This is a genomic window from Actinoplanes sp. CA-142083 (assembly GCF_050942195.1).
In the GTDB taxonomy this organism is placed as follows: domain Bacteria; phylum Actinomycetota; class Actinomycetes; order Mycobacteriales; family Micromonosporaceae; genus Actinoplanes.
This window is the reverse complement of sequence record NZ_CP192076.1, coordinates 8,893,154-8,918,543: the sequence shown is the minus strand read 5'-3', so window position 1 is coordinate 8,918,543 and position 25,390 is coordinate 8,893,154. Positions and strand designations below refer to the sequence as shown.

Annotated in this window: 23 protein-coding genes; 19 read left to right on the top strand and 4 right to left on the bottom strand. The window is 70.1% G+C overall.

Translation table 11 applies throughout. The annotated features are described in order from the left end of the window. The first annotated feature begins 282 nt into the window (after positions 1–282). The 4 genes from ACQPZX_RS40825 to ACQPZX_RS40810 are packed head-to-tail and all read left to right on the top strand — an operon-like array spanning position 283 to position 5,262. Positions 283–2,085 (top strand): diguanylate cyclase domain-containing protein, encoded by a 1,803-nt coding sequence (locus ACQPZX_RS40825; RefSeq protein ID WP_433368064.1) that lies wholly within the window; start codon positions 283–285, stop codon positions 2,083–2,085. Positions 2,086–2,137: 52 nt separating this feature from the next. Then, entirely contained in the window at positions 2,138–3,862 is a 1,725-nt protein-coding gene (locus ACQPZX_RS40820; protein ID WP_433368061.1) for an acyl-CoA dehydrogenase, read from the top strand. Between the two features lie 9 nt (positions 3,863–3,871). Then, on the top strand, positions 3,872–4,816 hold the full coding sequence (gene ligD / locus ACQPZX_RS40815) for a non-homologous end-joining DNA ligase (RefSeq protein WP_433368059.1): 945 nt from the start codon (positions 3,872–3,874) through the stop codon (positions 4,814–4,816). Beyond that, a complete protein-coding gene (locus tag ACQPZX_RS40810; RefSeq protein WP_433368056.1) occupies positions 4,813–5,262 on the top strand; it encodes a YdeI/OmpD-associated family protein in 450 nt (149 codons plus the stop codon). The genes ligD and ACQPZX_RS40810 overlap by 4 nt, the downstream gene beginning before the upstream one ends. On the opposite strand, the gene ACQPZX_RS40805 is transcribed toward ACQPZX_RS40810, so the two are convergent. Then, positions 5,240–6,451 (bottom strand): hypothetical protein, encoded by a 1,212-nt coding sequence (locus tag ACQPZX_RS40805; protein ID WP_433368053.1) that lies wholly within the window; start codon positions 6,449–6,451, stop codon positions 5,240–5,242. The two genes, ACQPZX_RS40810 and ACQPZX_RS40805, sit on opposite strands and share 23 nt — an antisense overlap. Positions 6,452–6,614: 163 nt before the next feature. On the opposite strand from ACQPZX_RS40805, the gene ACQPZX_RS40800 reads away from it, so the two are divergent. The 6 genes from ACQPZX_RS40800 to ACQPZX_RS40775 all read left to right on the top strand — a co-directional run bounded on the left by ACQPZX_RS40800 (position 6,615) and on the right by ACQPZX_RS40775 (position 11,239). Beyond that, positions 6,615–7,322, top strand: a complete 708-nt coding sequence (locus tag ACQPZX_RS40800) for a SemiSWEET transporter (RefSeq protein ID WP_433368051.1) — start codon at positions 6,615–6,617, stop codon at positions 7,320–7,322. Positions 7,323–7,338: 16 nt separating this feature from the next. After that, positions 7,339–7,581, top strand: coding sequence for a hypothetical protein (locus tag ACQPZX_RS40795; RefSeq protein ID WP_433368048.1), 243 nt, complete (start codon positions 7,339–7,341; stop codon positions 7,579–7,581). Next, the gene (locus tag ACQPZX_RS40790; RefSeq protein WP_433368045.1) at positions 7,574–8,566 is read left to right on the top strand and encodes an RNA polymerase subunit sigma-70; all 993 of its coding nucleotides are present in this window, start codon (positions 7,574–7,576) and stop codon (positions 8,564–8,566) included. Before ACQPZX_RS40795 ends, ACQPZX_RS40790 begins: the two co-directional genes overlap by 8 nt. Before the next feature lie 30 nt (positions 8,567–8,596). Then, the gene (locus ACQPZX_RS40785) at positions 8,597–9,550 is read left to right on the top strand and encodes a zinc-binding dehydrogenase (RefSeq protein WP_433368043.1); all 954 of its coding nucleotides are present in this window, start codon (positions 8,597–8,599) and stop codon (positions 9,548–9,550) included. An 84-nt stretch (positions 9,551–9,634) separates the two neighbouring features. Next, on the top strand, positions 9,635–9,982 hold the full coding sequence (locus ACQPZX_RS40780; RefSeq protein ID WP_433368040.1) for a YciI family protein: 348 nt from the start codon (positions 9,635–9,637) through the stop codon (positions 9,980–9,982). Between the two features lie 15 nt (positions 9,983–9,997). Beyond that, a complete protein-coding gene (locus ACQPZX_RS40775) occupies positions 9,998–11,239 on the top strand; it encodes an RNA polymerase sigma factor (RefSeq protein WP_433368037.1) in 1,242 nt (413 codons plus the stop codon). Between the two features lie 13 nt (positions 11,240–11,252). Here the strand turns inward: ACQPZX_RS40775 and ACQPZX_RS40770 are convergent, their stop codons facing one another. Then, complete coding sequence (locus ACQPZX_RS40770) at positions 11,253–14,159, bottom strand: hypothetical protein (protein WP_433368034.1); 2,907 nt, start codon at positions 14,157–14,159, stop codon at positions 11,253–11,255. 207 nt (positions 14,160–14,366) lie between these two features. On the opposite strand from ACQPZX_RS40770, the gene ACQPZX_RS40765 reads away from it, so the two are divergent. From ACQPZX_RS40765 to ACQPZX_RS40750, 4 genes are read left to right on the top strand one after another with little or no spacing between them, the layout of a single operon-like run. After that, positions 14,367–15,869 carry a phenylacetate--CoA ligase family protein gene (locus tag ACQPZX_RS40765; RefSeq protein WP_433368031.1) on the top strand — a complete coding sequence of 501 codons (1,503 nt, stop codon included), beginning with the start codon at positions 14,367–14,369 and terminating at the stop codon, positions 15,867–15,869. After that, positions 15,866–16,321, top strand: coding sequence for a DUF4188 domain-containing protein (locus tag ACQPZX_RS40760; protein WP_433368028.1), 456 nt, complete (start codon positions 15,866–15,868; stop codon positions 16,319–16,321). Before ACQPZX_RS40765 ends, ACQPZX_RS40760 begins: the two co-directional genes overlap by 4 nt. Further along, positions 16,318–17,400 (top strand): hypothetical protein, encoded by a 1,083-nt coding sequence (locus tag ACQPZX_RS40755; protein ID WP_433368026.1) that lies wholly within the window; start codon positions 16,318–16,320, stop codon positions 17,398–17,400. The genes ACQPZX_RS40760 and ACQPZX_RS40755 overlap by 4 nt, the downstream gene beginning before the upstream one ends. After that, positions 17,397–18,365, top strand: coding sequence for a hypothetical protein (locus ACQPZX_RS40750; RefSeq protein ID WP_433368023.1), 969 nt, complete (start codon positions 17,397–17,399; stop codon positions 18,363–18,365). Before ACQPZX_RS40755 ends, ACQPZX_RS40750 begins: the two co-directional genes overlap by 4 nt. Before the next feature lie 12 nt (positions 18,366–18,377). Here the strand turns inward: ACQPZX_RS40750 and ACQPZX_RS40745 are convergent, their stop codons facing one another. Then, the gene (locus ACQPZX_RS40745; RefSeq protein WP_433368021.1) at positions 18,378–19,271 is read right to left on the bottom strand and encodes a hypothetical protein; all 894 of its coding nucleotides are present in this window, start codon (positions 19,269–19,271) and stop codon (positions 18,378–18,380) included. A gap of 158 nt (positions 19,272–19,429) precedes the next feature. On the opposite strand from ACQPZX_RS40745, the gene ACQPZX_RS40740 reads away from it, so the two are divergent. Continuing rightward, on the top strand, positions 19,430–19,858 hold the full coding sequence (locus ACQPZX_RS40740; RefSeq protein ID WP_433368018.1) for a DUF2262 domain-containing protein: 429 nt from the start codon (positions 19,430–19,432) through the stop codon (positions 19,856–19,858). A gap of 2 nt (positions 19,859–19,860) precedes the next feature. On the opposite strand, the gene ACQPZX_RS40735 is transcribed toward ACQPZX_RS40740, so the two are convergent. After that, positions 19,861–20,634 carry a hypothetical protein gene (locus ACQPZX_RS40735; RefSeq protein WP_433368015.1) on the bottom strand — a complete coding sequence of 258 codons (774 nt, stop codon included), beginning with the start codon at positions 20,632–20,634 and terminating at the stop codon, positions 19,861–19,863. Between the two features lie 553 nt (positions 20,635–21,187). Between ACQPZX_RS40735 and urtA the strand changes: the two genes are divergently transcribed. The 4 genes from urtA to urtD all read left to right on the top strand — a co-directional run bounded on the left by urtA (position 21,188) and on the right by urtD (position 25,390). Beyond that, complete coding sequence (gene urtA / locus ACQPZX_RS40730; RefSeq protein WP_433368012.1) at positions 21,188–22,486, top strand: urea ABC transporter substrate-binding protein; 1,299 nt, start codon at positions 21,188–21,190, stop codon at positions 22,484–22,486. 92 nt (positions 22,487–22,578) lie between these two features. Next, on the top strand, positions 22,579–23,463 hold the full coding sequence (gene urtB / locus ACQPZX_RS40725) for an urea ABC transporter permease subunit UrtB (RefSeq protein ID WP_433368009.1): 885 nt from the start codon (positions 22,579–22,581) through the stop codon (positions 23,461–23,463). After that, positions 23,460–24,557, top strand: coding sequence for an urea ABC transporter permease subunit UrtC (urtC, locus tag ACQPZX_RS40720; protein WP_433368006.1), 1,098 nt, complete (start codon positions 23,460–23,462; stop codon positions 24,555–24,557). The genes urtB and urtC overlap by 4 nt, the downstream gene beginning before the upstream one ends. Next, positions 24,554–25,390: an urea ABC transporter ATP-binding protein UrtD gene (urtD, locus tag ACQPZX_RS40715; protein ID WP_433368004.1), complete on the top strand. Its 837-nt coding sequence runs from the start codon at positions 24,554–24,556 to the stop codon at positions 25,388–25,390. Before urtC ends, urtD begins: the two co-directional genes overlap by 4 nt.

Genomic DNA, 25,390 nt, shown 5'->3' with positions numbered 1-25,390 from the left:
TGTCCGGCGGAGCCGTCACCACCAGCCTGCGCATAGGCGCTCCCCCAAGCCGCTCGGCCGAACAGATCGAAGGATCGTCCGATCCCCACGACGCCGCAACTACGTTCCGCCGTAACTCCTCCATCTTCTGCCACAGGGGCCACCACCGCACTGCCATAAATCCGTCAAGGTCGGACATTTGCGGGCGTTGCAAGGGATCTTCCCGGGGAAACCCCTAAGGAGGCGCATTTCCCTGAAGGTTTCGGCCCGGGTGCCGATGACAACCGGTGGAAGGGGTGGGACATGCGGTTGCGCAACTGGATTGCCGTGGTGGTCAGCGCGTTGCTGCTGGCCGCCGCCGGCACCATCGGCATCCTGGTCAACCGCTCGGCGCTGCGCGCGGCCGACACGGTGCACCGGGCCGACTCGCAGGCGCTCGCCGTCAACAACGGCACGCTCACCCGCCAGCTTCAGCTGCTGACGGCCGGCGAGCTCGCCGACTTCGTCACCGACCACGTGCTGCATCTGGGCAGGAATAGCGTGACCGACCGGCAGGCGCTGGCCACGCTGGTCGCCAAGAGCGAGACCTTCGCGTACGGCGCGCTGATCACCGACCTGAGCGGCAACGTGCTGACCGCGACCCGCGCCGACGGGCTGCCACCGGCCGACGACGCCGGCTGGAAGCCGCTGCGCGCCCTGCTCACCGCCGGCCAGCCCGGCTTCTCCTCGGTGATGAATGTCGACGGCGTGTTCCTGCAGGCGGTCGCGGTGCCGATCATGGTGGGCTCCAGCCCGGCCGGCATCCTGATCGGCCTGAACGCGGTCGCCTCCACCTCGCTGCAGCGCTACCTCGAGGGGCTCAAGGACAGCACCCACACGACCAGCGTGATCGACTCGACCGGCACGATCGGCGCCACCGACCAGGACAGCAACGTCGGCAAGAAGGTCGATCCGGCGATCCGGGCGGCGATCGCGCAGGCCCCGCGCAGCGGCACGTTCGTCGAGTACGACAGCGACGGCACGGCGATGCTCGCGCTGGTGGTCGGTCAGCTGCCCGGCGGCTGGGCGTACGTGCGGGTGCAGTCGAAGTCGTCGTTCGACGGCGCGGTGCACAGCAAGAGCCAGACGCTGAACCTGACCCTGCTCGCGATCATCCTGATCGGGGTGACCGCGGTGTCGATCCTCGGCTACCGCACGATGGTGCAGCGCCGCCGCAACGACGAGCGGTTCCAGGCGCTGTTCCAGCACGCCCCCGACCTGGTGTCGGTGCTCGACGCGAACGGGAAGATCGCGTACTCGAGCCCGAGCGCCGGCAAGGTGCTCGGCTTCGGCAGCGGCCATCTGGTCGGCACCAGCGTCTTCGACATCGTTCATCCCGAGGACCGGCCGTACATGCTGCACCACTTCTCGCAGCTGCTGGGCGAGCGGGACGCGGTCATGCGCCTGCAGTGCCGGGTCAGGCCGGCCAGCGGCGAGTACCGCTGGTTCGAGTTCACGGCGTCCAACCAGATGCACAACCCCGCGCTCAACGGCGTCGTGATCAACGCACGGGACATCTCGGACACCCGGGAGTTCCAGGAGCGGCTGGCCCACGAGGCGGCGCACGACGCGCTGACCGGCCTGCCGAACCGGCGGCGCATGCAGGACGCCCTGGGCGCGTCGCTGCGCGACGACGCGGTCGCGGTGCTCTTCGTCGATCTCGACGGCTTCAAGCCGGTCAACGACGCGCACGGCCATGAGGCCGGCGACGAGCTGTTGCGCCAGGTGTCGCAGCGACTGAGCTCATGCGTACGGGAGAACGACGTGCTCGCCCGGGTCGGCGGCGACGAATTCGTCGTCCTCATGCCCGGCGTGCACGACCCGGCCGACACCGAGGCCATGTGCGCCCGCATCCGCCAGGCCGTCGAGTCCCCGTTCGAGATCGACGGCGCCGAGGTACGCATCGGCGCGAGCGTCGGCGTGCACCTCGCGCCGCTCTCCTGCGACCCCGACGAGGCCCTGCGCGCCGCCGACCACGCCATGTACACGATCAAGAAGTCCCGCACCCGGCCCGCGCTCGCGAGCGCCATGCCGGGCCGCCCCGGGCGGCACCGCGCCGAGCCGTAGCCCTACGGCACACTGGAGGTCTCTGGCCCGACTCGCGAACGGCGGTGACCGCGTGTCCCGGATCCTGTCCCGGCGTGACCTCGACTTCCTTCTCTACGAGTGGCTCGACGTCGAGGCGCTGACCGCGCGGGAGCGGTTCGCCGAGCACTCGCGCGAGACGTTCGACGCGTTCCTCGACGTGTGCGCGCGGATAGCCGAGCGCGATTTCGCCCCGCACAACCGCCGCAACGACCTCGAGGAGCCGACCTTCGACGGCGAGCGGGTGCACGTCATCCCCGAGGTGGCGGCGGCGCTGAAGGCGTTCAACGAGGCCGGCCTGACCGCGGCGACGATGGATGAGCGGTACGGCGGCTCGCAGCTCCCGGTCGTGGTGGCCCGGGCCTGTTTCCTGTGGTTCCAGGCGGCCAACATCGGCACCTCGTCCTACCCGATGCTGACGATGGCCAACGCGCACCTGCTGATCACTCATGGCAGTCAAGAGCAGATCGACACGTACGTGCGGCCGATGCTCGAAGGCCGGTTCACCGGGACGATGTGCCTGTCCGAACCGCAGGCCGGCTCCTCGCTGAGCGACGTGCTGACCCGCGCCGTGAGCCAGGGCGACGGCACTTACCGGGTGACCGGCAGCAAGATGTGGATCTCGGGTGGCGACCACGAGCTGAGCGAGACGATCGTGCACCTCGTGCTGGCCCGCGTGGCCGGCGCGCCGGCCGGGGTGAAGGGCCTGTCGCTGTTCGTCGTGCCCAAGCACCTGGTCGCCGCCGACGGCACGGTCGGCGAGCGTAACGGGGTCGCGCTGGCCGGCCTCAACCACAAGATGGGCTACCGCGGCACCACCAACGCGGTCCTCTCCTTCGACGACGCCACCGGTTACCTGGTGGGGGAGGAGGGCAAGGGCCTCGCCTACATGTTCCACATGATGAACGAGGCGCGGATCGGGGTGGGCGCCGGCGCGGTGGCGCTCGGCTACACCGGGTATCTGCACGCCCTCGCCTATGCCCGCGAGCGGTCGCAGGGCCGCCCGGTCGCGGCCAAGGACCCGGCCGCCCCGCCGGTCCCGATCGTCGACCACCCCGACGTGCGCCGCATGTTGCTCGCCTCCAAGTCGTACGTCGAAGGGGGTCTCGCTCTTGTGCTCTTTGCCGCGAAACTCCTCGACGAGCCCTCGGCGGAGAACAACCTGCTGCTCGATGTGCTCACGCCGATCGTGAAGGCGTGGCCCTCGCAGTGGTGCCGGCTGGCCGACGATCACGCGATCCAGATCCACGGCGGGTACGGCTACACGAGGGAGTACCCGGTCGAGCAGTTCTACCGCGACAACCGGCTCAACTCGATCCACGAGGGCACCGACGGGATCCAGGCGCTCGACCTGCTCGGCCGCAAGGTCGTGATGCGCGACGGCGCCGGCCTGCAACTGCTCCTCTCCCGAATCCGTGAGACAGCTCTTGGCGCGCCGCAGGACCTGGGCGAGCCGGTGCTGGCCGCGGCCGACCGCCTGGCCCGCACGACCGCGAAGCTCTGGGCCGGCGGCGATCCGACCGTCGCGCTGGCCAACGCCACCGCTTACCTGGACGCCGCCGGTCACCTGGTGATCGCGTGGCTCTGGCTGTCGCAGCTGAGCGCCGCCGGCGACAAGTCGGGCGACTTCTACGAGGGCAAACGCATCGCCGCGCGCTACTTCATCACGCACGAGCTGCCGCGCACCGGCCCGCTGTTCGATCTGCTCGACTCCCGGGACACCTTGATGGTTGATCTGTTGGATGCCTGGTTGGGCTAGGTTGGGCCCATGGCGTCTCCAGCGACGCAGGTCGAGGTCGGTGACTACGAGGTCCGCGTCTCCAACCCGGGGCGGATCTACTTCCCCGATCTCGGCCTGACCAAGCTCGACCTGGTCAACTACTACCTCTCGGTCGGCGACGGCATCGTCCGGGCGCTGCGCGAGCGCCCGTGCATGCTGCACCGCTTCCCCGACGGCCTGGCCGGCGAGAAGGTGCATCAGAAACGGGTGCCGAACGGCGCGCCGCCGTGGCTCGAGACGGTCCGGGTGAAGTTCCCGCGCTACAACCGGCACGCCGACGAGCTGTGTGTCACCAAGCTGGCCGACGTGATCTGGGCGGTGCAGATGTCGACCGTCGAGTTCCATCCGTGGAACTCGCGGCGTGCCGACACCGAGCAGCCCGACGAGTGGCGCATCGACCTCGACCCGATGCCGGACTGCCCGTTCGATCGCGTCAAGCGGGTCGCGGGCGTGGCGCACGAGGTCCTCGACGAGCTCGGCATCACCGGCTATCCGAAGACGTCCGGCGGCCACGGCCTGCACATCTATGTGCGGATCCGGCCCGACTGGCCGTTCGGCGAGGTGCGGCGGGCGGCGCTGGCGTTCGCCCGCGAGGTCGAGCGGCGCGCCCCCGACGACGTGACCACCACCTGGTGGCGCAAGGACCGCGACCCGGCGAAGCTGTTCGTCGACTACAACCAGAACGCGCGCGACCACACGATCGCCAGCGCGTACTCGGTGCGCGGCGTGCCCACCGGGACGGTCTCCACCCCGATCGAGTGGTCGGAGATCCCCGACGTCGACCCGCGCGACTTCACGATCAAGACCGTGCCCGCCCGCTTCGCCGAGCTGGGCGACCTGCACAAGACCATCGACGACGAGGCGTTCTCGCTCGCCACGCTGCTGGAGTGGGCCGACCGGGACGGCCTGGACCTGTCGGAGGACGAGGCATGAGGCTGACCATCGAGCTCCAGCGCACCGGCGGCAACACCACCGGCTTCGAGATCCCGTCCGACGCGGTCGAGGAGCTGGGCGGCGGCGGCCGTCCCAAGGTCACCGCGGTGGTGAACGGCTTCACCTTCCGGTCGACGATCGCCAAGATGGGTGGCAGCTACTGGCTGGGCGTCAGCGCCGAGCGGCGGCAGGCGGGCGGCCTCGAGGGCGGCCAGGTCTACGACCTCGACATCGAGCTGGACACCGCGCCACGGGTGATCGAGACGCCCGACGACCTGCGCGCGGCGCTGGAGGGCGCCGGGGCCGGCGACGCCTGGCAGAAGCTCTCCTACTCGCACCAGCGCCAGCACGTGGAGGCGATCAACGCCGCCAAGACCCCGGCGACGCGCGAGCGCCGCATCGCCAAGGCGATCGAGATGATTTCTAGCCCGGCCGATAGGCGGTAGCCGGGTCGAGCAGCCGCACCCAAACCGGCCGCCACGCCATGGCGCGGGCCTCCATCTCCTCCTGCAGGTTGGTGCGCCACGGCCCGGAGACGCCGTCGTCGGCCCACCATTCGGGCCACGAGTCGTACCGCCGCTCGATCCGCACACCCGACGCCGTGGTCTCCACCCGCAGGAACAGCCAGCGGCCGTACCGCGGGTCGGCCTCGGCGTGCCGCAGCCGGCGCACCAGCTCGTTCAGCTCGTGGAAGGCCTGGTAGCGCTGCTCGCCGTCGCGGTCGGCCGGCGGGCGCTCGCCCGGCTGCACGCTCATGCTGGTCGCGTCGGCGTACGCCAGGACCGTGCAGCGGCCGTCGCCCGACGGTGACCGCTCGCGCATCCAGCCGGCCAGCGCGTCCAGCTCGCCGGTCGCCGGGGGAGCGGGCCGGCGCAGCTCGCCGGCGTCGTGCATCGCGGCCCACACCAGGCGGTCGTGCTCGCCGTGGCTCAGCTTGCGCACCCGGCGCATCGGCGGCCGCTCGCCCGGGGCGATGCGCGGCGGGCGGGTGCCGGAGGTGATGCCGCCCCGCCCGGCCGCGAACATCGCCGCCCGCAGGTCGAGCCGCGGCTCGGTGAGCCGGCCCAGCAGCCGCTCGAACGCGCCGCCGCCGGCCTCGCCGCGCACCGCCGCCCAGAGCAGCTGCTCGGAAGCCTCCCGCACCTCGTCCCGCTCGGCCGGGGTCTCCAGCGGGTGCTGCCCCCACTCCTCGACCACCGCGGCGAGCTCGCGCAGCGTGTTCTCGCTGCTCAGCACCGCGCCGACGACGTCGACCAGGCCGTCGGCGACGCCGTCGGCGTAGCGGCAGCGCGACCAGCGGCCCTGGTCGTGCCACACCACGAAGCCGAGCCGGTCGGCCTCGGCGAGCGAGGTCAGATCGTCCCAGGGCAGCCAGCCGGGCGCGCCGGTGAGCACGTCGATCGGCGGGTCGGCCGAGGCGGTGGCACTGTGATCGCGGTCATAGCCGAACAGCACGGCCCGGGCGCCGTCGAGCAGCGCCAGCCGGGCCCAGCTGCCGCCGTGATCGTCGTGGTGGGCGCCGCGCTCGTCGACGTACCAGACGTCGGCGAAGCCGATGCCGGTCAGCGACGCGGCGAGGGTCGCCCAGCGCGTCCACAGCAGCCCGGGCGCGGGCAGGTCCACGTCGGTCAGCATCCGTCCACTGTGCCAAACCGCCGGCCGCCGATGTCACCCGCCCGGCCCGGTTATTTGCTCAGTGCGAAAGGTTGCAGCTCGGTGGTAGCGCGCGGATCCCGGTAAGGACGGGCGGCGGCCGGGCGAAGGGACATTCGGCCCTGACCCCGACCGGAAACGGATCATGCTTACCCACGCCCTCGGCTGCCTCGGCGCCGCGCTCTCCATGTCCCTGTCCTGGCCCCAGGTCTACAAGTCCTGCGTACAGCGCCGCACCGGCGGCCTGTCATCCACCGCGAGCGCGCTCGGCGTGGCGCTGCCGCTCGGCTGGATCACCTACGGCCTGCTCAGCGGCGAGCGCATCCAGATCGTGACAAATGTGGTGACCGGCACAGCGGGCCTGGCCATCCTGGTCGCCCTGCTGGCGACGCAGCCGTCGCTGCGGTCCGGCCGCGCGCTGCGCCTGAGCGGCGGCGCTTTCGCCGGCGTCCTGACGGTGGTCCTTCTGAGCGGTCTTGCCGCTGCTCTTCCGGGTGTACGGGGTCAGCAGGTCGCCCCGCTGCTCGGGCTGGCGCTGGCCGCCGTCTCGGTGCTCTCCGCGATTCCTCAGCCGCTGTCCCTGCTGCGCGACCGCCACCAGGACCTCTCGGGCCTCTCCCCGCTCCGCTGGCGGATGGGCGCCGGCGCCTGCGCCTCCTGGTTCGCCTACGGCCTCGGCACCGCCCAGCCCGCCGTGTGGGCGTCCGCGAGCGTCGGCCTGATCAGCGCCTCGATCGTCTGCACCATCATCCACCTGCGCACCGACCGCACCGCCGCCACCGTCATCGATCACGACGCCGCCCGCTGGCGCCACTCGATCACCACCCGCAACCTCGCGATGGCCGGCATCTGACGCTAGGTTTCCTGGCGTGGTCGCGTTCCTCTTCCTGCTCGCCCTGGGGTCGATGACCGACGCCGACGACCGGTGCACGATCGCCTCGCCGGGTAGCCACCCTTCACCCGGTGGGGTGACGAGCCTGTGGCCACTGCACGACACCACCTGCGGCCCCGAGCTCGTGCCTGCCTTCACGAACCCGCTGGTGATCGCGTCGGCGGCGTTGTGCCTGGCGCTCGTCGCCGCCTCGTCCTATCGACGGTGGCGTCATGACTGAGGCGAGGATGGCGCCGGATTTCGTCGAGGCCGCCGAGCCGTTCCGGCGCGAGCTGTTCGCGCACTGCTACCGCATGCTCGGCTCGATCGAGGACGCCGAGGACGTGGTGCAGGAGACGTACCTGCGGGCCTGGCGGTCCTACGGCGGCTTCGAGGGCCGGTCCTCGGTGCGCACCTGGCTCTACCAGATCGCCACCAACCGCTGCCTGACCGAGCTGGCCAAGCGCGGCCGGCGAGTGCTGCCCTCCGGCCTCTCCGACCCGGAGCTTGACCCCGACGCGCACCTGGAAGAGGCCGGCGCCGAGGTGAGCTGGCTGCAGCCGGTGCCGGACGCGCTGGTGCTCCCGGAGTCGGCCGATCCCGCCACGATCGTCGCCGCCCGCGAAGGGGTGCGGCTGGCCCTCGTCGCCAGCCTGCAGTACCTCCCGCCGAAGCAGCGGGCGGTGCTGCTCCTGCGCGACGTGCTGGCGTTCCCGGCCACCGAGGTCGCCCAGATGCTCGGCACCACGACCGCATCGGTCAAGAGCGCGCTGCAGCGCGCCCGCGCCCGGTTCGAGGAGTTGGCCCTGGCCGACGGTCAGATCTCCGAACCGACCGCGCCGCAGGCCCGCGCGATTCTCGACCGCTACATCGCGGCGTTCGCGAACGCCGACGCCGCCGCGCTGGAGCGGCTCCTGCTGGCGGACGCCGTGCTGGAGGCGACGCCGCTGCGCACCTGGTTCGCCGGCCGCGCCGTCTGCGTGCCGTTCCTGCGCGACCACCTGCTGGGCGCGCCCGGGGACTGGCGCATGGTGGCGACCAGCGCCAACGGTCAGCCCGCCGCGGTGGCCCACCTTCGCGACCCGAACGGCATCTACCAGCCGTACGGAATCTGTGTCTTGACCGTCACCGACGCCGGCATCCGCCGGATCTCCTCTTTCGGGGATCCGGAACTGGTCGGCGTCTTCGATTCCTTTGCCGGCGGCGCGGGGTCTTCCTGGGTGTAGGCAGGCACCCGAGCTAAGGAACCGATTGCCATGCGCGCCCTTCAGCAGACATCCCTCGACGGCCCCCAGGACCTGCACCTGATCACCGACGCACCGGTGCCGACTCCGGGCCCGGGCGAGGTTCTGATCCGAGTCACCGCCGCCGGCGTCAACTTCGTCGACATCTCACAGGCCCGCGGCACCTTCGCCGGCGGCCCGCGACCGCCGTATCTGGCGGGCATCGAGGCGGCCGGAGAAGTCACCGCCGTCGGCGCCGGAGTGACCGCCCCGCGGCCCGGCGCCCACGTCGTCGGCGCCGGGATCAAGGGCGGCGCCTTCGCCGAGTACATGCTGCTGCCGGCGGCCGCCGCGGTCCCGGTGCCGGCCGGCTGGGCCGATGAGCAGGCCCTGGGCCTGGTGGTGAACTGGCCGACCGCGCTGGCCGCGGTCAAGACGCTGGGCGAGGTCACCGCCGGGCAGACCGTCCTGATCCAGGCGGCCGCCGGCGCCACCGGCCAGGCCGCCGTCCGGATCGCCAAGCACTTCGGCGCCACGGTGATCGCCGCGGCCTCGCCCGGCAAGCATGAGATCGTCCGAGCGCTGGGCGCCGACCACGTCATCGACTCCGGCGCCGACGTCCTGCGGCTGACCGAAGGCGCCGGCGTCGACCTGGTCCTGGAGTCGGTCGGCGGCGCCACCTTCGAGGCCGGCTTGGCGGCGGCCAAACGGGTCACCGGCCGGGTCGTCGTCTACGGCCTGGCCGGCGGGGCAGCCAAGATCAGCAACTGGGACCTGGTGTACAAGCACCAGATCCACCTCATCGGCCTGAACATCGGCGTCCTGATCCAGACCGTGCCGCAGATCTTCGGCGAGCTGTCCGGGCTCGTCGCGGCCGGGGTGCTCGGCCCCGGCCGGCCCACCGTCCATCCGCTCGCTGACGGCCCCAAGGCCCTCGCCGAGTTGGAGGCGCGGGCCACCGTCGGCAAGCTGGCGCTGAAGCCCTGAAACTTTTCTTTGTCGAACTGTCGATAACGCCGCGCCCGATCGTCGCCATAGTGAAAGCGGCCATCTGACATGAGGGAGACCGTCATGCGCTACCTGTTGCTGATCTACAGCGAGGAAACCACCGCCGCGCCCGACCCGGCCGAGGGCGAGAAGGTGATGAACGAGTACTGGGCGTACAGCAACGCGATCAACGAGGCCGGCGCCAGCAGCGGCGGCGAGGCCTTGCAGGACAGCAAGACGGCCACCACCGTACGGGTCAAGGACGGCGAGCGGGTCGTCACCGACGGGCCGTTCGCCGAGACCCGGGAGGTCCTCGGCGGCTACTACCTGATCGACGTGCCCGACCTGGACGCGGCGATCGACTGGGCGGCGAAGTGCCCGGGCGCGAAGTACGGATCGGTCGAAGTCCGGCCGATCATGGAATTCAACTGATCGCGGAGGTCACCGGTGGGTACGGCGGCCGACTCGGTCGAGGCGGTCTTCCGCGAGGAGTGGGGCCGCCTGCTGGCCACGCTCGTCCGTACCCTCGGTGACCTCGACCTGGCCGAGGAGGTCGCGGCGGACGCCGTCGCCGCCGCGTTGCAGCGGTGGCCGCGCGACGGCGTGCCCAACCGCCCGGCGGCGTGGCTGCTTACCACGGCCCGCCACCGGGCGGTCGACCTGCTGCGGCGGGACAAGGTGCTGGCCGCCAAGCTGGCCCTGCTCCAGGTGGAGGCGGATCGCTACGAGCCGCCCCCACCGGAGCCCGCCGACCCCGACGACGTGCCCGACGAGCGGCTGTACCTCTTCTTCACCTGCTGCCACCCGTCCCTGGCGCTCGAGGCGCAGACCGCGCTGACGCTGAACTGCCTGGGCGGCCTCACCACGCCGGAGGTCGCCCGCGCGTTCCTCACCCCGAACGCCACCATGGCCCAGCGGCTGGTGCGCGCGAAACGCAAGATCCGTGAGGCCCGCATTCCCTTCCGCGTGCCAAGGGCAAATGAGCTTCCCGTACGCCTGCCGGCCGTGCTCCGGGTGATCTATCTGATCTTCACCGAGGGCTACGCCGCGACCAGCGGCCCCGCCCTGATGCGCCCCGAACTGGCCGATGAGGCCGTTCGGCTGGCTCGGATCCTGCACCGCCTCATGCCCCGGCAGCGGGAGGCGGCCGGCCTGCTGGCCCTCATGCTGCTCATCGACGCCCGCCGCGACGCGCGCGTGGACCTCCGCGGCGACCTGGTGCTGCTCGACGACCAGGACCGCTCCCGCTGGGACGCCGCCAAGATCCAGGAGGGCCGCCGCCTGGTGGTCGAAGCGCTGACCGGGGGCCCGCCCGGCCCGTACGCGCTGCAGGCCGCCATCGCCGCCGTCCACGACGAGGCGGCCACGGTGGCGACCACCGACTGGCCGCAGATCGTCGCCCTGTACGACGTCCTGCGCACGGTCGCGCCCTCGCCGCTGGTCGACCTCAACCGGGCGGTGGCGGTCGCCATGGTCGACGGACCCGGGGCCGGGCTCGCGCTGCTGGACGCCTTGGCCGCCGACCGCCACCTGGCCGGCTATCACCTGCTGCCGGCCGCCCGCGGCGACCTCCTGCGCCGGATGGGGCGCGCGTCGGAGGCCGCCGAGGCGTACCAGCAGGCGCTGGATCTCGCCGGCAACGGGCCGGAGCGAGCGTTCCTGCAGCGCCGCCTGCGCTCGCTTTCCTGAGAACCGCTTCTGCTCAGCCGGCGCAGTACGCGTATCCGTAGGTCACGCTGCCGCCGGCGTCGCCGGGTTCCGCGTGGGCGTACGCGTAGATGGTGATCTGTCCGGCGGTCGGGGTGAAGGTCGCCTGTGCCGTTGCGGTGGCGTCGGCCGTGACCGTGCCCTCGGCGAGGAACAGGCCGTCGCCGTAGACCGCGTAGTGGAACGAGTCGACGTGGTTCATGCCGCCGTGCATGGTGAAGGTGACCGGCGTGCCGGCCGTGCACTCGCCGATGGTGACCTCGGGCGCGTTGCCGACGCCGATGTGCCGCTCCACGGCCGGTGAGAGCGTGCCGTCCTCGTACTGCGCCCGCACGCTCAGCACGTTGTCGCCCTGGTGCTGCGGCCGGAATTCGGCCACGCCCGAGCCGGTCGCGTCGGCCGGCGTCGTGATGGCAGGGCCGCCGTCAACCTGCCAGATGTACGCGGTGACGCCCTTGTCCACCGGGCTGGTGAAGGTGAGAACGCCACCCACGTCGACGCCGGCCCAGCTGTCGCCGCCGCCCGGGCTGAACACCCCGATGTCCTGGGTGACCGGGGCGAACTGGTAGTGCCGTGGGCTGCTGACCGTGCCGTCGGCGCCGACGCTCGACACCATCAGGTCGACCAGTCCGGTGTCGGCGGGCGTGTAGGTGGCCTTGCCGGTGCCGTCCGCGCCGGCCGCCACGGTCCGGACGTCGCCGCCGTTCACCGTGTAGCGGTAGCTCGCCACCCCGGACCGGCCGGGCGTGAAGGCGAGCGTGCCGGCGAGCCCGACGACCGGCGTGCCGCCGTACGGCGAGGTCGCGGTGACGAACGGCGCGTCCAGCACGTCGATCGTGACGGTCCGCGTCGGCGTCGCGGTGCCGTCGTCGAACTGCGCCCGGACCGCGATTGTCATCGGCCCGCTGTGCGTGGGCGTCACCTGGATCGAGGTCGACCAGTCGCCGGGAGTGAGGTCCTGCTCGGGGCCGCCGTCGACGCTGTACACGAAGTGGAACGGCTGCCACTGGTCCAGCGAGAAGTACACGTTGAACGGCACGCCCACACCGTCGGTGCGTGGGTCGGCGTCGGTGTCGATGTCCGTCCACACCGTCGGCCGGGTGTCGGTGATCGTGTACAGGTACTGGGTGGCTGCCGAGGTGGCGCCGTCCGCCCGCACCGACGACACCGTGAGGGTGTAGTACCCGCCGGTCTCCGCCGTCCAGTCGAGCACCGCGGTGCCGTCGGCCGCGGCGTCGATCCGCTGCTGCTTGCCGTCGCCGAAGTCGTACACGTAAGCGACGACACCCGTCTCGCGCGGGCGGAAGGTGAAGCTGCCGCTCGTACCGAATGGCTGGTCTTTGTCCCAGCTGAAGACGTCGGAGCTCACGTCGGGGGCGTTGCTGACGCCGACCTGCTGCGTCTGCTCGCCGACCAGCTTCTTGCCGTTGTAGGCGCGGATGCGCAGGGCGAAGGAGCCCGCGTGCGGGAAGACAATCGAGGTCGTGGCGATGTTGTTGGTCGCCGGGAGCCGGACCTCGTCGTCGCCGCTCTCCAGCAGATACGTGTACGAGGTGACGGTGATCCCCGTCGCGGCGGAGAAGGTCACCGGGCTCTCGATGCCGACGCCGTTCACGGTGATGGTGGCGTAGGGGCCGGTGCGCCGGACGACGTACGAGTAATCGGTTGTCGCACCCCGGTTGCCGGCGCCGTCGATCGCGGTGACGTGCAGGGTGTCGCTGCCGCCGTACTGCGGCGTGACGACCACCCGTGCCTTGCCGCCCGGGTGGTTGGTCGTCACCTGGGACGGAACCTTGGCGTAGAAGTCGTCCCGCAGCGCGAACGCCACGATGTCGCGGTCGCCGGCCGCGTCGAGCACGAACGTGCCCGGCACACCCTCGCCACCGGTGCCGACGCCGTCCGTCGAGGGCGCGTACTTGGTAGAGGTGACGATCGGCTTGGTTGCCGGCGCGGTCTTGTCGACGGTCAGGTAGCAGACCTTGCTCCACGCCGACGAGTCCTGGCTGTCGGCCGCCTGCGCCTGCCAGCCGACAACCGTGCCGTCGGCGTAGCCGTTCAGGTACGGGTTCGCGGTGGCCAGATCCTCGAAGTTGACGCTGTTCGAGTAGGTCGTCCGCTGGTCGGGCTGGTCGACCGGCCACACCGCGAAGTTGGCGGTGTTGTAGTCGTCCGGGTCCGCATCGGACACCTTGACGGTCAACTGCGGGTGCACGGCGGTGGGGTGCTTCGCGAGCGTGCCGCACGCGGTGCCGGAGGCATAACGCACCTGCGGCGTCGACACCTTGGGTACGGCGTTCGACTGCACGAAGAGCGTCAGCGGCTTGAACGTACGAGCCACCTGGGCGTCCTTCTCGGCCGAGTCGGCGATCCGCACCTCGAAGGAGAGCGTCTTCTCGTGCCGGGCAAGCGCCGCCTGGATCTGAGCGGTGACATCGGTGCCGACGTACGCGCCCGGGCAGATGATCCCCTTGCCGAGCGTGGCCTGGCGGACGAGCTCGAGCTCGGCCGGCGCCTTGTGCCAGGTGGTGGTCGCGCTGACGGCCCTCGTGCGGTAAACCTCGACCGGCGCCTGCACGTCGCAGCTCTCGACGGAGGTCTCGCTGGTGTAGAGGTTCACCAGATGCGGCACGCGCCCGGCGAGCCCGCTGATGTCGTAGGTGAAGTAGCCCCGGCGGGTGTGCCTGATCCCGGTGCCGTCCCGGAACGTGCCGACCGGCATGTTCCCGGCGGGATTCAGGACCGGCGCGTCCGGCTGCCCCGAGTCGGTGTAGGTCCACGCGATCACGGGCAGGTTGCTGCCGATAGGCGCGGCCTGGGCGGCGGTGCTGAGCCCGACGATGGCGGAGGCGAGGCCGACCGCGGCCGCAGCCACGATGCGCAGTCCTCTGGTGGAAGTTCTCATGTGACGCTCCCCGATTGACCCGCACGGAAAGCGGGCGAGCGGATCTTAGGACCGCAAATCCATCGGGAGCAATTATTTAGATAGATTCGTAAATACGTTGTCCGAGCCCGCGTTTCAGTGCTCACCCGATCCGAGTACGCCGACTCAGGCGCCGGGCCGTTCGGGCGGCGAGGCTGAGTTCCCAGTCGATGAAGAGGGGAACCAGTCGTGACGTTCGTGCGGCAATGGGCGCTTCGGGTCAGCAGCTTCGGGCTGACCTGGCTGTACGCGATCTATCGCGTCCACCCGGCGGTGTGGCGCCTGATGGCCCGCAACTACCGGCCGTGGATGGCCCGGTTCGCCCGCCTGCACGCGTGGATGACGTGCCAGTTCGCCGCCATCGACGTGCCCGCCTACGGTGACTTCCTGCGCCGCAACGGCTGGCAGTTCCGCTGGTTCGATCTGGCCTCCTACCCGCCTACCGACAAACAGTCCTATGTGAACGCGTACTCGCAGGAGCAGCGCTGCCGGCACGGCCGGTTCGAGATCGCCGGCAGCGTCGTGGACGAGTCGTCCGGGTCGTCGGGCCGGCCGTACAGCTGGGTCCGCGGCCGCCGGGAGCTGCGTACGGTGCACAAGAACCTCGCCGGCTACACGACGCTGGTCTTCCCGTCGAAGCGGCGGTTCGTCATCAACGCGTACTCGATGGGCGCCTGGGCGACCGGCACCAACACCGGCATCGCCATGGCCCGGGTCGCGATGGTCAAGAACACCGGTCCCGACCTCGACAAAATCATCGACACCCTGCGCCAGTTCGGCCCCGGCTTCGACTACATCATCACCGCGTACCCGCCGTTCCTGAAGCACTTGCTCGACCGGATGGACGCGGTCGGCTTCGACTGGGCGCCGTTCCGGCTGTCGGCGCTCGTCGGCGGCGAGGGGATGACCGAGGCGCTCCGCGACTACCTGGAGCAGCGGTTCGTGAAGGTCCGTTCCGGCTACGGCGCCAGCGACCTGACCATCGGCATGGGCGGCGAGACCGACCTCACCGTGTGGCTGCGCCGCCGCCTGCGCGCCGACGAGCGGCTGCGCGCCGCGCTGCTCGGCCCCGGCGAGCAGCGGCTACCGATGATCTTCCAATACAACCCCCTCGAGACGTACCTGGAGACCACCGCCGACAACGAGATCCTGTGCACCATCAACACCACCGCGGTGCTCAACCCCAAGGTGCGTTACAACATCGGCGACGAGGGCAAGCTGATCTCGTACGACGAATTGGCGTCGCTTGTTCACATCGGCCCCGGAAAGGCCGACCGGATGCGGCTGCCGCTGCTTTTTCTGTACGGCCGCAAAGACAGCACCATCTCGTACATGGGCGCGAACATCTACCCGCAGGACGTCGAGAACGGCTTGTATCGGGACAACCCGCTCGCGCACCAGATCGAGAGCTTCTGCCTGACCCTCGACGAGCACACCGATCTGGAAAGCCGCGCGGTGGTGCACGTCCAGCTACGCGCCGGCATTCCGCCGACCGGCGCATTCGCCGACGCCTGCCGCGGCGGCGTGGTGAGCTACCTCGCCGAGGTGAGCCGCGACTTCGCCGAGTCCCTTGCGGAGGACCCGAGCGCCGCGGACCTGCGCATCCGCCTCCACGAGCATGGGACCGGCCCGTTCGCCGGCGGCACCGGCAAAATCAAGAACGTCTACCTGGCGAGGAGCGCCGCGGCATGAGGACCACCGACTTCTCGAAAGTGCCACCGGTGGGTCAGGCGACCGCGATGTTCGTCGGCGCCACCCGGTACCGGGGCGTGCGCTCGATCGTCGCTCTCACCTTCACCTGGTTCCGCATGGTGCGGCAGATGCGGCGGCTGCCCGGTTACTGCTGGCACACCGTCTACTGGCAATGGCCGTTCACGCTCGGCACGATCGCGTTCTTCCGCGACCGGGACGCGCTGCTGAAATTCGCCCGGACCAAACACCACCGCGACCTCATGTGCTGGATCACCGACCACGGCACCCGCAACGCCACCGGCGGCTACATCCGGCTCTACAACGCCGAAGAGAGCGGCTACACCAACGGCGTCTGGCGGGCCGAGGACAACAGCATGGCCCACATCGAGACCTACACCGCCCTGTCCGGCGAAGCCGACGGCCCGAGCGTGCACCGGCGGCCCGCGCCATGACCGTACGCGTCTCCGCCGTGACCGACCGGGCCGGGCTGCGCGACTTCTGCGACCTGCCGCTGCGGCTGCATCCCGTGGACCGGTATGTGCCCCTCGCCGACTCGGTCATCGCCCAGTGGTGGCGCGGCGACGACGTCGAGCTGTTCCTCGCTCGCGACGCGGCCGGCACCGCCGTCGGGCGCACGATCCTGCACCGGAACGCCAAGTTCGACGCCAAGCTCGGCCGCCGGCACCAACTGTTCGGTCTCACCGAGTTCCGCGACGACGAGGCCGCCACCGCCCTGCTCGGCCTCGTCGCGCAGCGCGGCCGCGACGCCGAGGCGCTGTTCGGCCCGGTCGGGCTGCTTCCCAACCAGACCGGTGGCGTCATCACCTTCGGCTTCGACGAACGCGGCTTCCTCGACTCGGCCTGGAACCCCGCCCACTACCCCGGCACGTACGAGCGGCACGGCTTCGTCCGCCGCTTCGAGGCCGACACCTGGCTCTGCGACCTGCCGGACACCGACTCCGGCACGCTGTTCCCGTTCGACGACACTCGCCTGCCCGGCCTCGTCATACGGCACGGCTCACGGCGCCGGTTCGCCGCGCAGCTGCCGATCCTGCGGGCGATGCTCAACGCCTCCTTCGCGCAGCTGGGCTACTACACCGAGATCGACGCCGACGAGCTCGCCGCGCAGACCGACGGCCTGGCGTACCTGCTCGACGAGGCGCTGCTGCTGTGGCTGGAGAAGGACCGCAGGCCGGTCGCGTTCGTCGTCACCGTGCCCGACGTGTCGGAGTTCTTCATGCGGGTCCGCGGGCGGCTCGGCGTGCTCAACCAGCTGCGGCTGCTCGCGACCCGCAGCCGGTACCGCCGCGACGCGGTGCTCATCATCAAAGGCACGGTCCCCGGCGAACAGGGTCGCGGCTACCTGACCCTGCTGTCCCGGGAACTGCACCGCAACCTCCGCGCCGGCGGGTACCGCACCCTGCGAAGCACGTTCGTGGAACGCGACAACCCGGCATCGGCGTCGCAGTTCCGCCGGATGGGCGGCCGTCCGCTGCACGGCTACACCTTCTACGAGCGGGCCGTTCGATGAGCTGGGTCAATTCCTTCCGTACGCACGAGGACACCTGCCGCCGCGCCCCGAGCGCCCACAACACGCAGCCGTGGGTCCTGCGGTACGCGGACGACGCCGTCGACGTGCACTGGGATCCTTCGCGCGCGTTGCCGGGCTCGGACCCGACCCGGCGGGACCTGTTTCTCTCGCTGGGCGCCTTCATCGAGACGTGCCTGATCGTCGCCGCCTCCGCCGGTCTGCCGGTGCGCCCGGAAATCGCCGTCGAAGACACCACGCTGCGGGCCGCCCGCCTCGTCCCGGCCCCTTCGCCGTACGACACCCCGTTCACCGTCGGGTCCGTGCAGCGGCGGCGCTGTGCCCGCGGTGGCTACGCCCCCGGCCTGCTCGATCCGGCGACCCTGACCGCGCTGACCGCGTTCGGCGCCGACCTGAGACAGGTACCGGCCCGAGAGCTCGTAGCACCGCTCGCAGAGGCGGACAGATGGATGTTCGGCACGCCCGCGGTCGTCAGCGAACTCCGCGCGTGGATGCGGCTCTCGCCGAAGCATCCGCGCTACCACCTCGACGGCCTCACCGACCGGGCCATGACGCTGTCCCGGATCGAGGCCACCGGCCTGGCCGCGTTGATCGCCCCCAGCGCCTACCCGGTCACCAGCCGTCTCGGCGGCCCGGCGCTGCTAGCCGCCGCCTCGAAGGGGACGCTGCGGTACGACGGCAGCGTCCTGGTCCTCATCGGCAGCGCCGACACGCCGGAAGCGGTGATCGAGCACGGCCGCGCGCTCGTCCGCGTCTGGCTGGCGTTGTCGGAGCGTGGCCTGAGCGTCCATCCGCTCAGCCAGTTACTGGACTGCGCGACCACAGCCGCTCCGCTCGCCGCGCAGCTCGGCCTGGCCCCCGACGAGTCGCCGCTGGCGGTCTTCCGCACGGGCCGGCCCCTCGAGACCCCGACCCGCTCCGCCCGCATGCCGGCCACCCCGACCTGATCCCCGCGCAGCTCAGGAACGCAACTCCGCCAGGGTGGCTCCGGCAACGATGCGTGCGATGTTTCCGTCGTGGTCACGGTCGGCCAGTCGCCGGGCGACGTCGTCGAGGTCGGCAAAGTCGCCGTATCTCGCCCGTAGGAGAGCCCGCATCCCCTCGACGCGGCCCTGCTCCAGGCCTTGCTCCAGGCCTTGCTCCAGGCCTTGCTGTCGGTTTTCGCGGGCGATCTCGCGGCCCGTCTCCGTCTGCCTGAGAACGTCGGTCATGCCTCTCCTTCGCAGTGCGTCGAGAACCTGGGCCGCCAGGGAACCTCCCACGAGCATACCCAGCTCGATCTGGACCAGCTGTTCCTCGAGCGCACCGGTTGCGGCGATCCGATCGGCGACCCGTTCCGCGAGGTCGGGCGGTGGTTTCTGGGACCACAACGCGAGCGGCGCGAGCGGGCTGGCCAACAGCGTTCCGGGGTCGAGGTCGTCGGGCACGTTGATCGACCGGTAGTCGAGCCGGACCCGGTCACGGCTGAAACGGCCCGAATACCCGCCGCCCAGTGGCCAGAGCACGACCTGATGGATGCGATGCTCCGCCCGGCGATATTTGAGTGCCAGGGACGCCCAGTAAGCCACCATCCGCTCCTGGAAGTCCTCGGTCCGCTTGACCTGAACCTCGACGTGGTAGATGTCGGCGGGCATCCCGTCGTCATGCCGGACCAGGAACACCTTGTCGCGCTGACGGCTGCGTTGCCGCGGCTGTTCGGTCGGCCCGTCGAGGACCACCGCCTGCCCGTCGAGTCGCGCACCGCACAACAGGTGCAACGCGTCCCGGGGATGGGCCTCCAACAGCGCCTTGTACAAGCCGTCGAAGTCACGTGCCGGCGCCGACGCGACCTCGGAAGGCACACTGCCCGTCATAGTTCCTCCTTCCGCGCCTGACTTCGACGCGAAAGCAGCTTCCCCTACGGCATGACTACTAGTCAAGAGACCGGTTGTCACAAGCCCAGGGGTCAGGGAGAATGGCTTGCGGTCGGAGGGCCGGTGCCCGAACCTCGTCGTTTACGGAGTGGTGTCTGATGGCAGCGTTATCGGTGCAGACGGTGCTCGGTGAGTTCCGGCGCCCGAACGAAGGCGCCGAGTTTCAAGGTCGACTCGGTGATGTGGCAGTCGTGCTCGACGCGGACGAGGAGTTTCCGGCGGCCGAACTCGCTGAGCGCGTGAGCATGACGGTCGGTGAACTGGCAGGCTTCGCCCGGCGGATCGCGGTCGAACTGGCGGACAGTTTCTCCCCGGAAAGGCCGGGCGAGGTGGAGGTCTGGGAGAACGGCGAGACCGTCATCAGCGCCGCCGAGTTCGCCCGCCGGCTCCGTCTCGATTGCATCACCGCGGCGGGTGAGGACGACATCGAGCTCTACTTCGATGACGACGGCATGTTCGGCGGGCACAGCATTCGCGTCTGGGTCGATGACGTTGGCTCGATGACCGACGCCCAGATCGCCGGCTAGCGCTACGTCGCGGCGGTGAACAGTGCGCGGAGGTCGTCGATCGGGGTGGCGGTGTCGCCGCCGAGGGCTCTGCCCAGCACGCCCAGCCGAGGATCGACGACTGCGGGATTGTCCACCAGGCAGCGGGTCATGAGTGCAGACCAAAGCCGGCGGGTGCCGGCGGAGTCGGTGTCGCGGCGGGCGAACAGCAGCGAACGGGGACGTCGCCGCCACGGTAGTTCCGGGTCGGTCAGCACGGCGTCCAGTTCCTCGACCAGAAGGGCCGCCAACGCTGCCGAGGCCGCGGTTTCCGCCGACAGCAGGAGCACCGCCAGGGTCAGGAACATCGGCGAGGACGGCTCATCGCGCCAGTCGCCCGGTAGGTTCAGCCGGCACCAGGCCAGAAAGCGCACTGCGGCGTCGCGGGCCGGTTCGCCGAGTTCCCATGCCGAGTCGACCAGCGGCGCGAGGGAGTCCACCGGGTTGCCGTCGGCGGTCGCCGCCCGGACCAGGAGCGTGCAGGCGAACAGCCGCTGGAGGTGGCCTTGCCGGCCGGTCGGCGTTGTCCACCGGGTCAGGGCAAGGACCTCACCCGGGTTCCATTCCAGGTTGTCGGGCAGCCAGGGGCTGTGCACCAGCTCGGTCAGTTCCCGGCGATATCGCGGCACGTCGACGCCGTAGTCCGCCGCCGCGATCTCTTCGATCGCGGCGGCGTCCAGCTGCGGGGCCACCCAGGCCAGCAGCGCGCGTTCGTCCGGGCCAAGAGATGCGAACAGGTCACGGTCGGAGCCAGCCACCGGCCGATGATGCAGCCTCGAACCCATCGACGTCCACGACATATGCGCGGACGCCGGCGCTGCCCTCCTAAGCGGGCACAGCGGCGAATCTGGGCACGCCAGTGCGTTGCGGAAGGACAAGGATGGCGCGCGCAGCGGCAGCCAGAACGTGCCGGTCCTGGGGATGCCTGGCGCCCCAGGGGCCGTGACGTTCCGCCGTTGCTCTCGTGGAGCCTGACCGGAGGCTTTCGTCCGCCTCCGAGATGTCAGAAGTGTGCCATGGGCTTCGTGCCATCGCGAGGGCTGGCAGAACTTTGACATCGCTGCTTCTTGCGTCTCCGCGTATTTCCAGCGCAATCGCGTCTCGATCGGTCCGGCGGCTACAGAGTTGGAACATTCAAGAAATGTCAGAGTAATGACTCGCGGTCACTCTGCTTTCACTACCAACAGCAGCCGGCGGCACGGGGCGGGGAGCTGGACGACGGCGGCTCGCCCTGGACATTTTCATCCGCACGATCGGCCGTGCCGCGACCCCGGCGTCACGCCGCCTTCAGCAGGAACGGAGTTCTCGCATATGTTCACCACCAGTAAGCGGATGCGCGCGCTTGTGGCTACTGGCGCCATCGGGACGACCGTGGCCCTCGTGCTCGCCGGCTGTGGCGCCCGAGCCGGCGACGACACGGCCACCGCCGGGTCGTCCGCGGCAGCCAGCTGCGTCGACACCTCCGGCAGCACCATCAAGCTCGGCTTCCTCAACTCCCTTACCGGTGGCATGGCGATCTCCGAGAAGACCGTCTCCAACGTGCTGCACATGGCCACCGACGAGATCAACACCAGCGGCGGCATCCTCGGCAAGAAGATCGAGTACGTCCAGGAAGACGGCGCCACCGACTGGCCCACCTTCGCGGAGAAGACCGAGAAGCTGCTTACCCAGGACTGCGCCGCCGCGATCTTCGGCGGCTGGACCTCGTCCTCCCGCAAGGCCGTGAAGCCGGTCGTCGAGAAGCTCAACGGCCTCTTCTTCTATCCGGTGCAGTACGAGGGCCTCGAGTCGTCGCCGAACATCTACTACACCGGCGCGACCACCAACCAGCAGATCATCCCGGCGATGGACTTCCTCGCCTCCAAGGGAGTGAAGAGGCTGTTCCTCGCCGGCAGCGATTACGTCTTCCCCCGCACCGCGAACGCGATCATCAAGCTCTACGCGGCCAAGCTCGGCATCCAGATCGTCGGCGAGGAGTACGTACCCCTCGACAAGGACGACTGGACCAGCCAGGTGGCGAAGATCGTGGCGGCCAAACCCGATTTCATCTTCAACACCATCAACGGCTCGTCCAACGTCGGGTTCATCAAGGCGTACTACGACGCCGGCCTCACCCCCGCGAAGACGCCGATCATCTCGGTGTCGATCGCCGAGGAGGAGGCGCCGGCCATGGGCCACGCGGTCACCGGCAACTACGCGTCCTGGAACTACTTCCAGTCGCTCAAGACCGACACCAACCCGAAGTTCATCCAAAGCTGGAAGGCCTACCCGAACAGCAGCGGCGTCACCTCCGACCCGATGGAGGCCGCCTACATCTCGCTGTACCTGTACAAGGAGCTCGTCGAGGCGGCCGGCTCGTTCGACGTCGACGCGATCAACGCCGCGGCGAAGACGCACACCATCACGTTCGACGCGCCGGAGGGCAAGGTCACGCTCAACGGCAAGAACCACCACATCTCCAAGCCGGGCCACATCGGCGAGATCAACGCCAACAACCAGTTCGACATCGTCTGGGCCTCCGACAAGTTCATCGAGCCCGACCCGTACCTCGAGGGCTACGACTGGTTCCCGGCGGACATCCGCCAGCAGCTCGTGGACGCGGCGGGCTGATCGCCCCACCCCTACCCGGACGCCGGGTCGCATGTCGCCGAAGGCGTGCGGCCCCGCGCCCCGGACCGAATCCGCACAGAGAGCGATAGCACGTGGACGCAGTGATCCCACAGCTGCTGAACGGCAGCGCACAAGGTGCGCTGCTCCTGCTCGCCGCACTGGGCCTCTCGCTCACCTTCGGGCAGATGGGCGTGATCAACATGGCCCACGGCGAGTTCCTCATGATCGGCGCCTTCAACGCCTACCTCGTCCAGCAGGTCATCGTCGCCAGCGACCTGTCGATCCCGGTCGCGCTGCCGGTCGCGTTCGTCGTCGCCGGCCTGTTCGGCCTCCTGCTGGAGGTCACCATCATCCGGTGGATGTACCGCCGGCCGCTCGACACCCTGCTCGTCACGGTCGGTGTCAGCCTGATCCTGCAGCAGGCGGCACTGCAGATCTTCCCGTCCCAGGGCGTACCGGTGGAGAAACCCAGCTGGCTCGACGGGCAGCTGAACATCCTCGGCTACGAATGGCCGCTGCGGCAGCTGTTCACCATCCTGCTCGCGGCCGTCTGCGTCGCCGCGCTGTCGGCCTGGCTCAAGTACACCTCGTTCGGCCGCCGCATCCGGGCGACAGTGCACAACCGGGACCTCGCCGAGACCACAGGGATCTCCACCCGCACCATCGACCGTCTCACCTTCTTCGTCGGGTCGGGTCTCGCCGGGGTCGCCGGCGTGGCCGCGTCGCTCATCGGCGGCACGAACTCCCAGATGGGCGCGCAGTACATCATCCCGGCCTTCCTCGTCGTCGCCGCCGGTGGCATCGGCCAGCTCAAGGGCACCATCATCGCCGCGTGGGCGGTGGGCGTCGCTCTCTCGTTCTTCGCCTACTGGACGACCGGCAGCTTCGCGCAGGTGCTCGCCTTCATCCTCGTGATCGTCTTCCTGCAGCTACGCCCGCAGGGCCTGTTCACGGTGCGAACCAGGAGTCTGGCATGACCAAGCTGAAGCCATGGATCTCCCTCAGCGGCATCGGGGTGGTCGCCGTCCTGCTCCTCGCGGTCGCCCCCCTCGTACTCACCGATCACTGGCTCAACAACCTCGGCAAGTACTGCTGCTGGGCCATCGCCGCCGTCGGCATCGGCCTGGCCTGGGGCCGGGGCGGGATGCTCGTGATGGGGCAGGGGGTGTTCTTCGCCCTCGGCGCCTACTCGATGGCCATGCACCTCACGCTGGAGACCGCCGGTGATCGAGTCCCGGGGTTCATGGTTCTCTACGACCCGCTCGCGCCGCTCCCGATGTTCTGGGAACCGTTCCGCAGCGCAGGGTTCACCCTGCTCGCGATCGTGCTGCTTCCGGTGGTCGTGGCCGGCGTCCTCGGCTACGCGCTGTTCAAGCGCCGGGTGAAGGGCGCGTATTTCGCGATCCTGACGCAGGCGCTCGCCGTCGCGCTGGCCACCCTGATCAGCTCCACGATCCGGGAGACCGGCGGCGACACCGGGCTCAGCGACTTCAAGTACTTCTTCGGCTTCGTGCTCAACGATCCGGCGAACAAGGTCATGGTGTTCCTCATCGCGTCCGCGCTGCTCATCGTGTGCCTGCTCGCGGTGTGGCAGCTCTACCGCAGCCGCTTCGGTGAGCTCCTTGTCGCCACCCGGGACGCCGAGGAGCGCGTGCGCTTCCTCGGCTACGACCCGGCCAACGTCAAGCTCGTCGCCTTCGTCGTCTCCGCGCTGATGGCGAGCATCGGCGGAGCGATGTTCGTGCCCATCGTCGGCATCATCACCCCGGCCGAGATCGGCGCCGCCGCCTCGATCCTCATGATCGCGGGCGTTGCCTTCGGCGGCCGCGCGTCGCTCTTCGGCCCTGCGCTCGGCGCGATAGCGGTCGGATGGGGGCAGTCGAGCCTCGGCTCGACCTGGCCCGACGGCTGGACCTACATCCTCGGTCTGCTGTTCATCGTCGTCATCCTCTTCCTGCCGAACGGACTGTCGTCGCTGCCGGCCAGGTTCACGGGGTGGGCGCGCCGGAGCCCGGCCGAGCAGCCCGCCCCGGCGATTGCCGCCCCAGAGCTCGAAGAGGTGCGGTCATGACCGACGCTTCCCTCGTTGTCACGGATCTCCACGTCGAGTTCTCGGGGTTCGTCGCGGTCGGCGGGGTGTCCTTCGACGCGCACCCCGGCGAGGTCCGGTTCCTCATCGGCCCGAACGGCGCCGGCAAGACGACCTGCATCGACGCCATCACGGGGCTGACCAAGGGCACCGGGTCGGCGAGGCTCGGCGAGACAGAGCTGCTCGGCAAGCAGGTGCACAAGATCGTCCGCCTCGGGGTCGGCCGTACGTTCCAGACCGCGAGCGTCTTCGACGAGCTCACCGTGCTGCAGAACCTCGACATCGCCGCCGGGCTCCGCCGCTCCTCAGTCTCGCTGCTGCGGGCCCGGCGCGGCATCGACCCGTCGATCGAGCAGGCGCTGCAGGAGACCGGGCTCGGCGGCGAGCTCGCCACGCCGGCCGGCATCCTGTCGCATGGCCAGAAGCAGTGGCTGGAGATCGCGATGCTGCTCGTGCAGGACGCGAAGGTTCTGCTGCTCGACGAGCCCGTCGCCGGGATGAGCCACGACGAGCGCACCGCCACCGGCGACCTTCTCCAGCGCATCGCGGCAAAGCGCATCGTGCTCGCGGTCGAGCACGACATGGACTTCATGCGCCGCTTCGCCACCCGCGTGACGGTGCTGCACCAGGGCAAGGTGCTCTCGCAGGGCACGGTGGCCGAGGTTCAGGCCGATCCCAAGGTGCAGGAGGTCTACCTCGGCACCGCGGGCGCCGCCACCACGGCCGCCATGTCGGTCGTGCCCACCGTGCCGGATGACCGGCTCGCAAGCTCGCCGGACGTGGTGGCCGCGACGCTGAAGCCGACGGAGGACTGA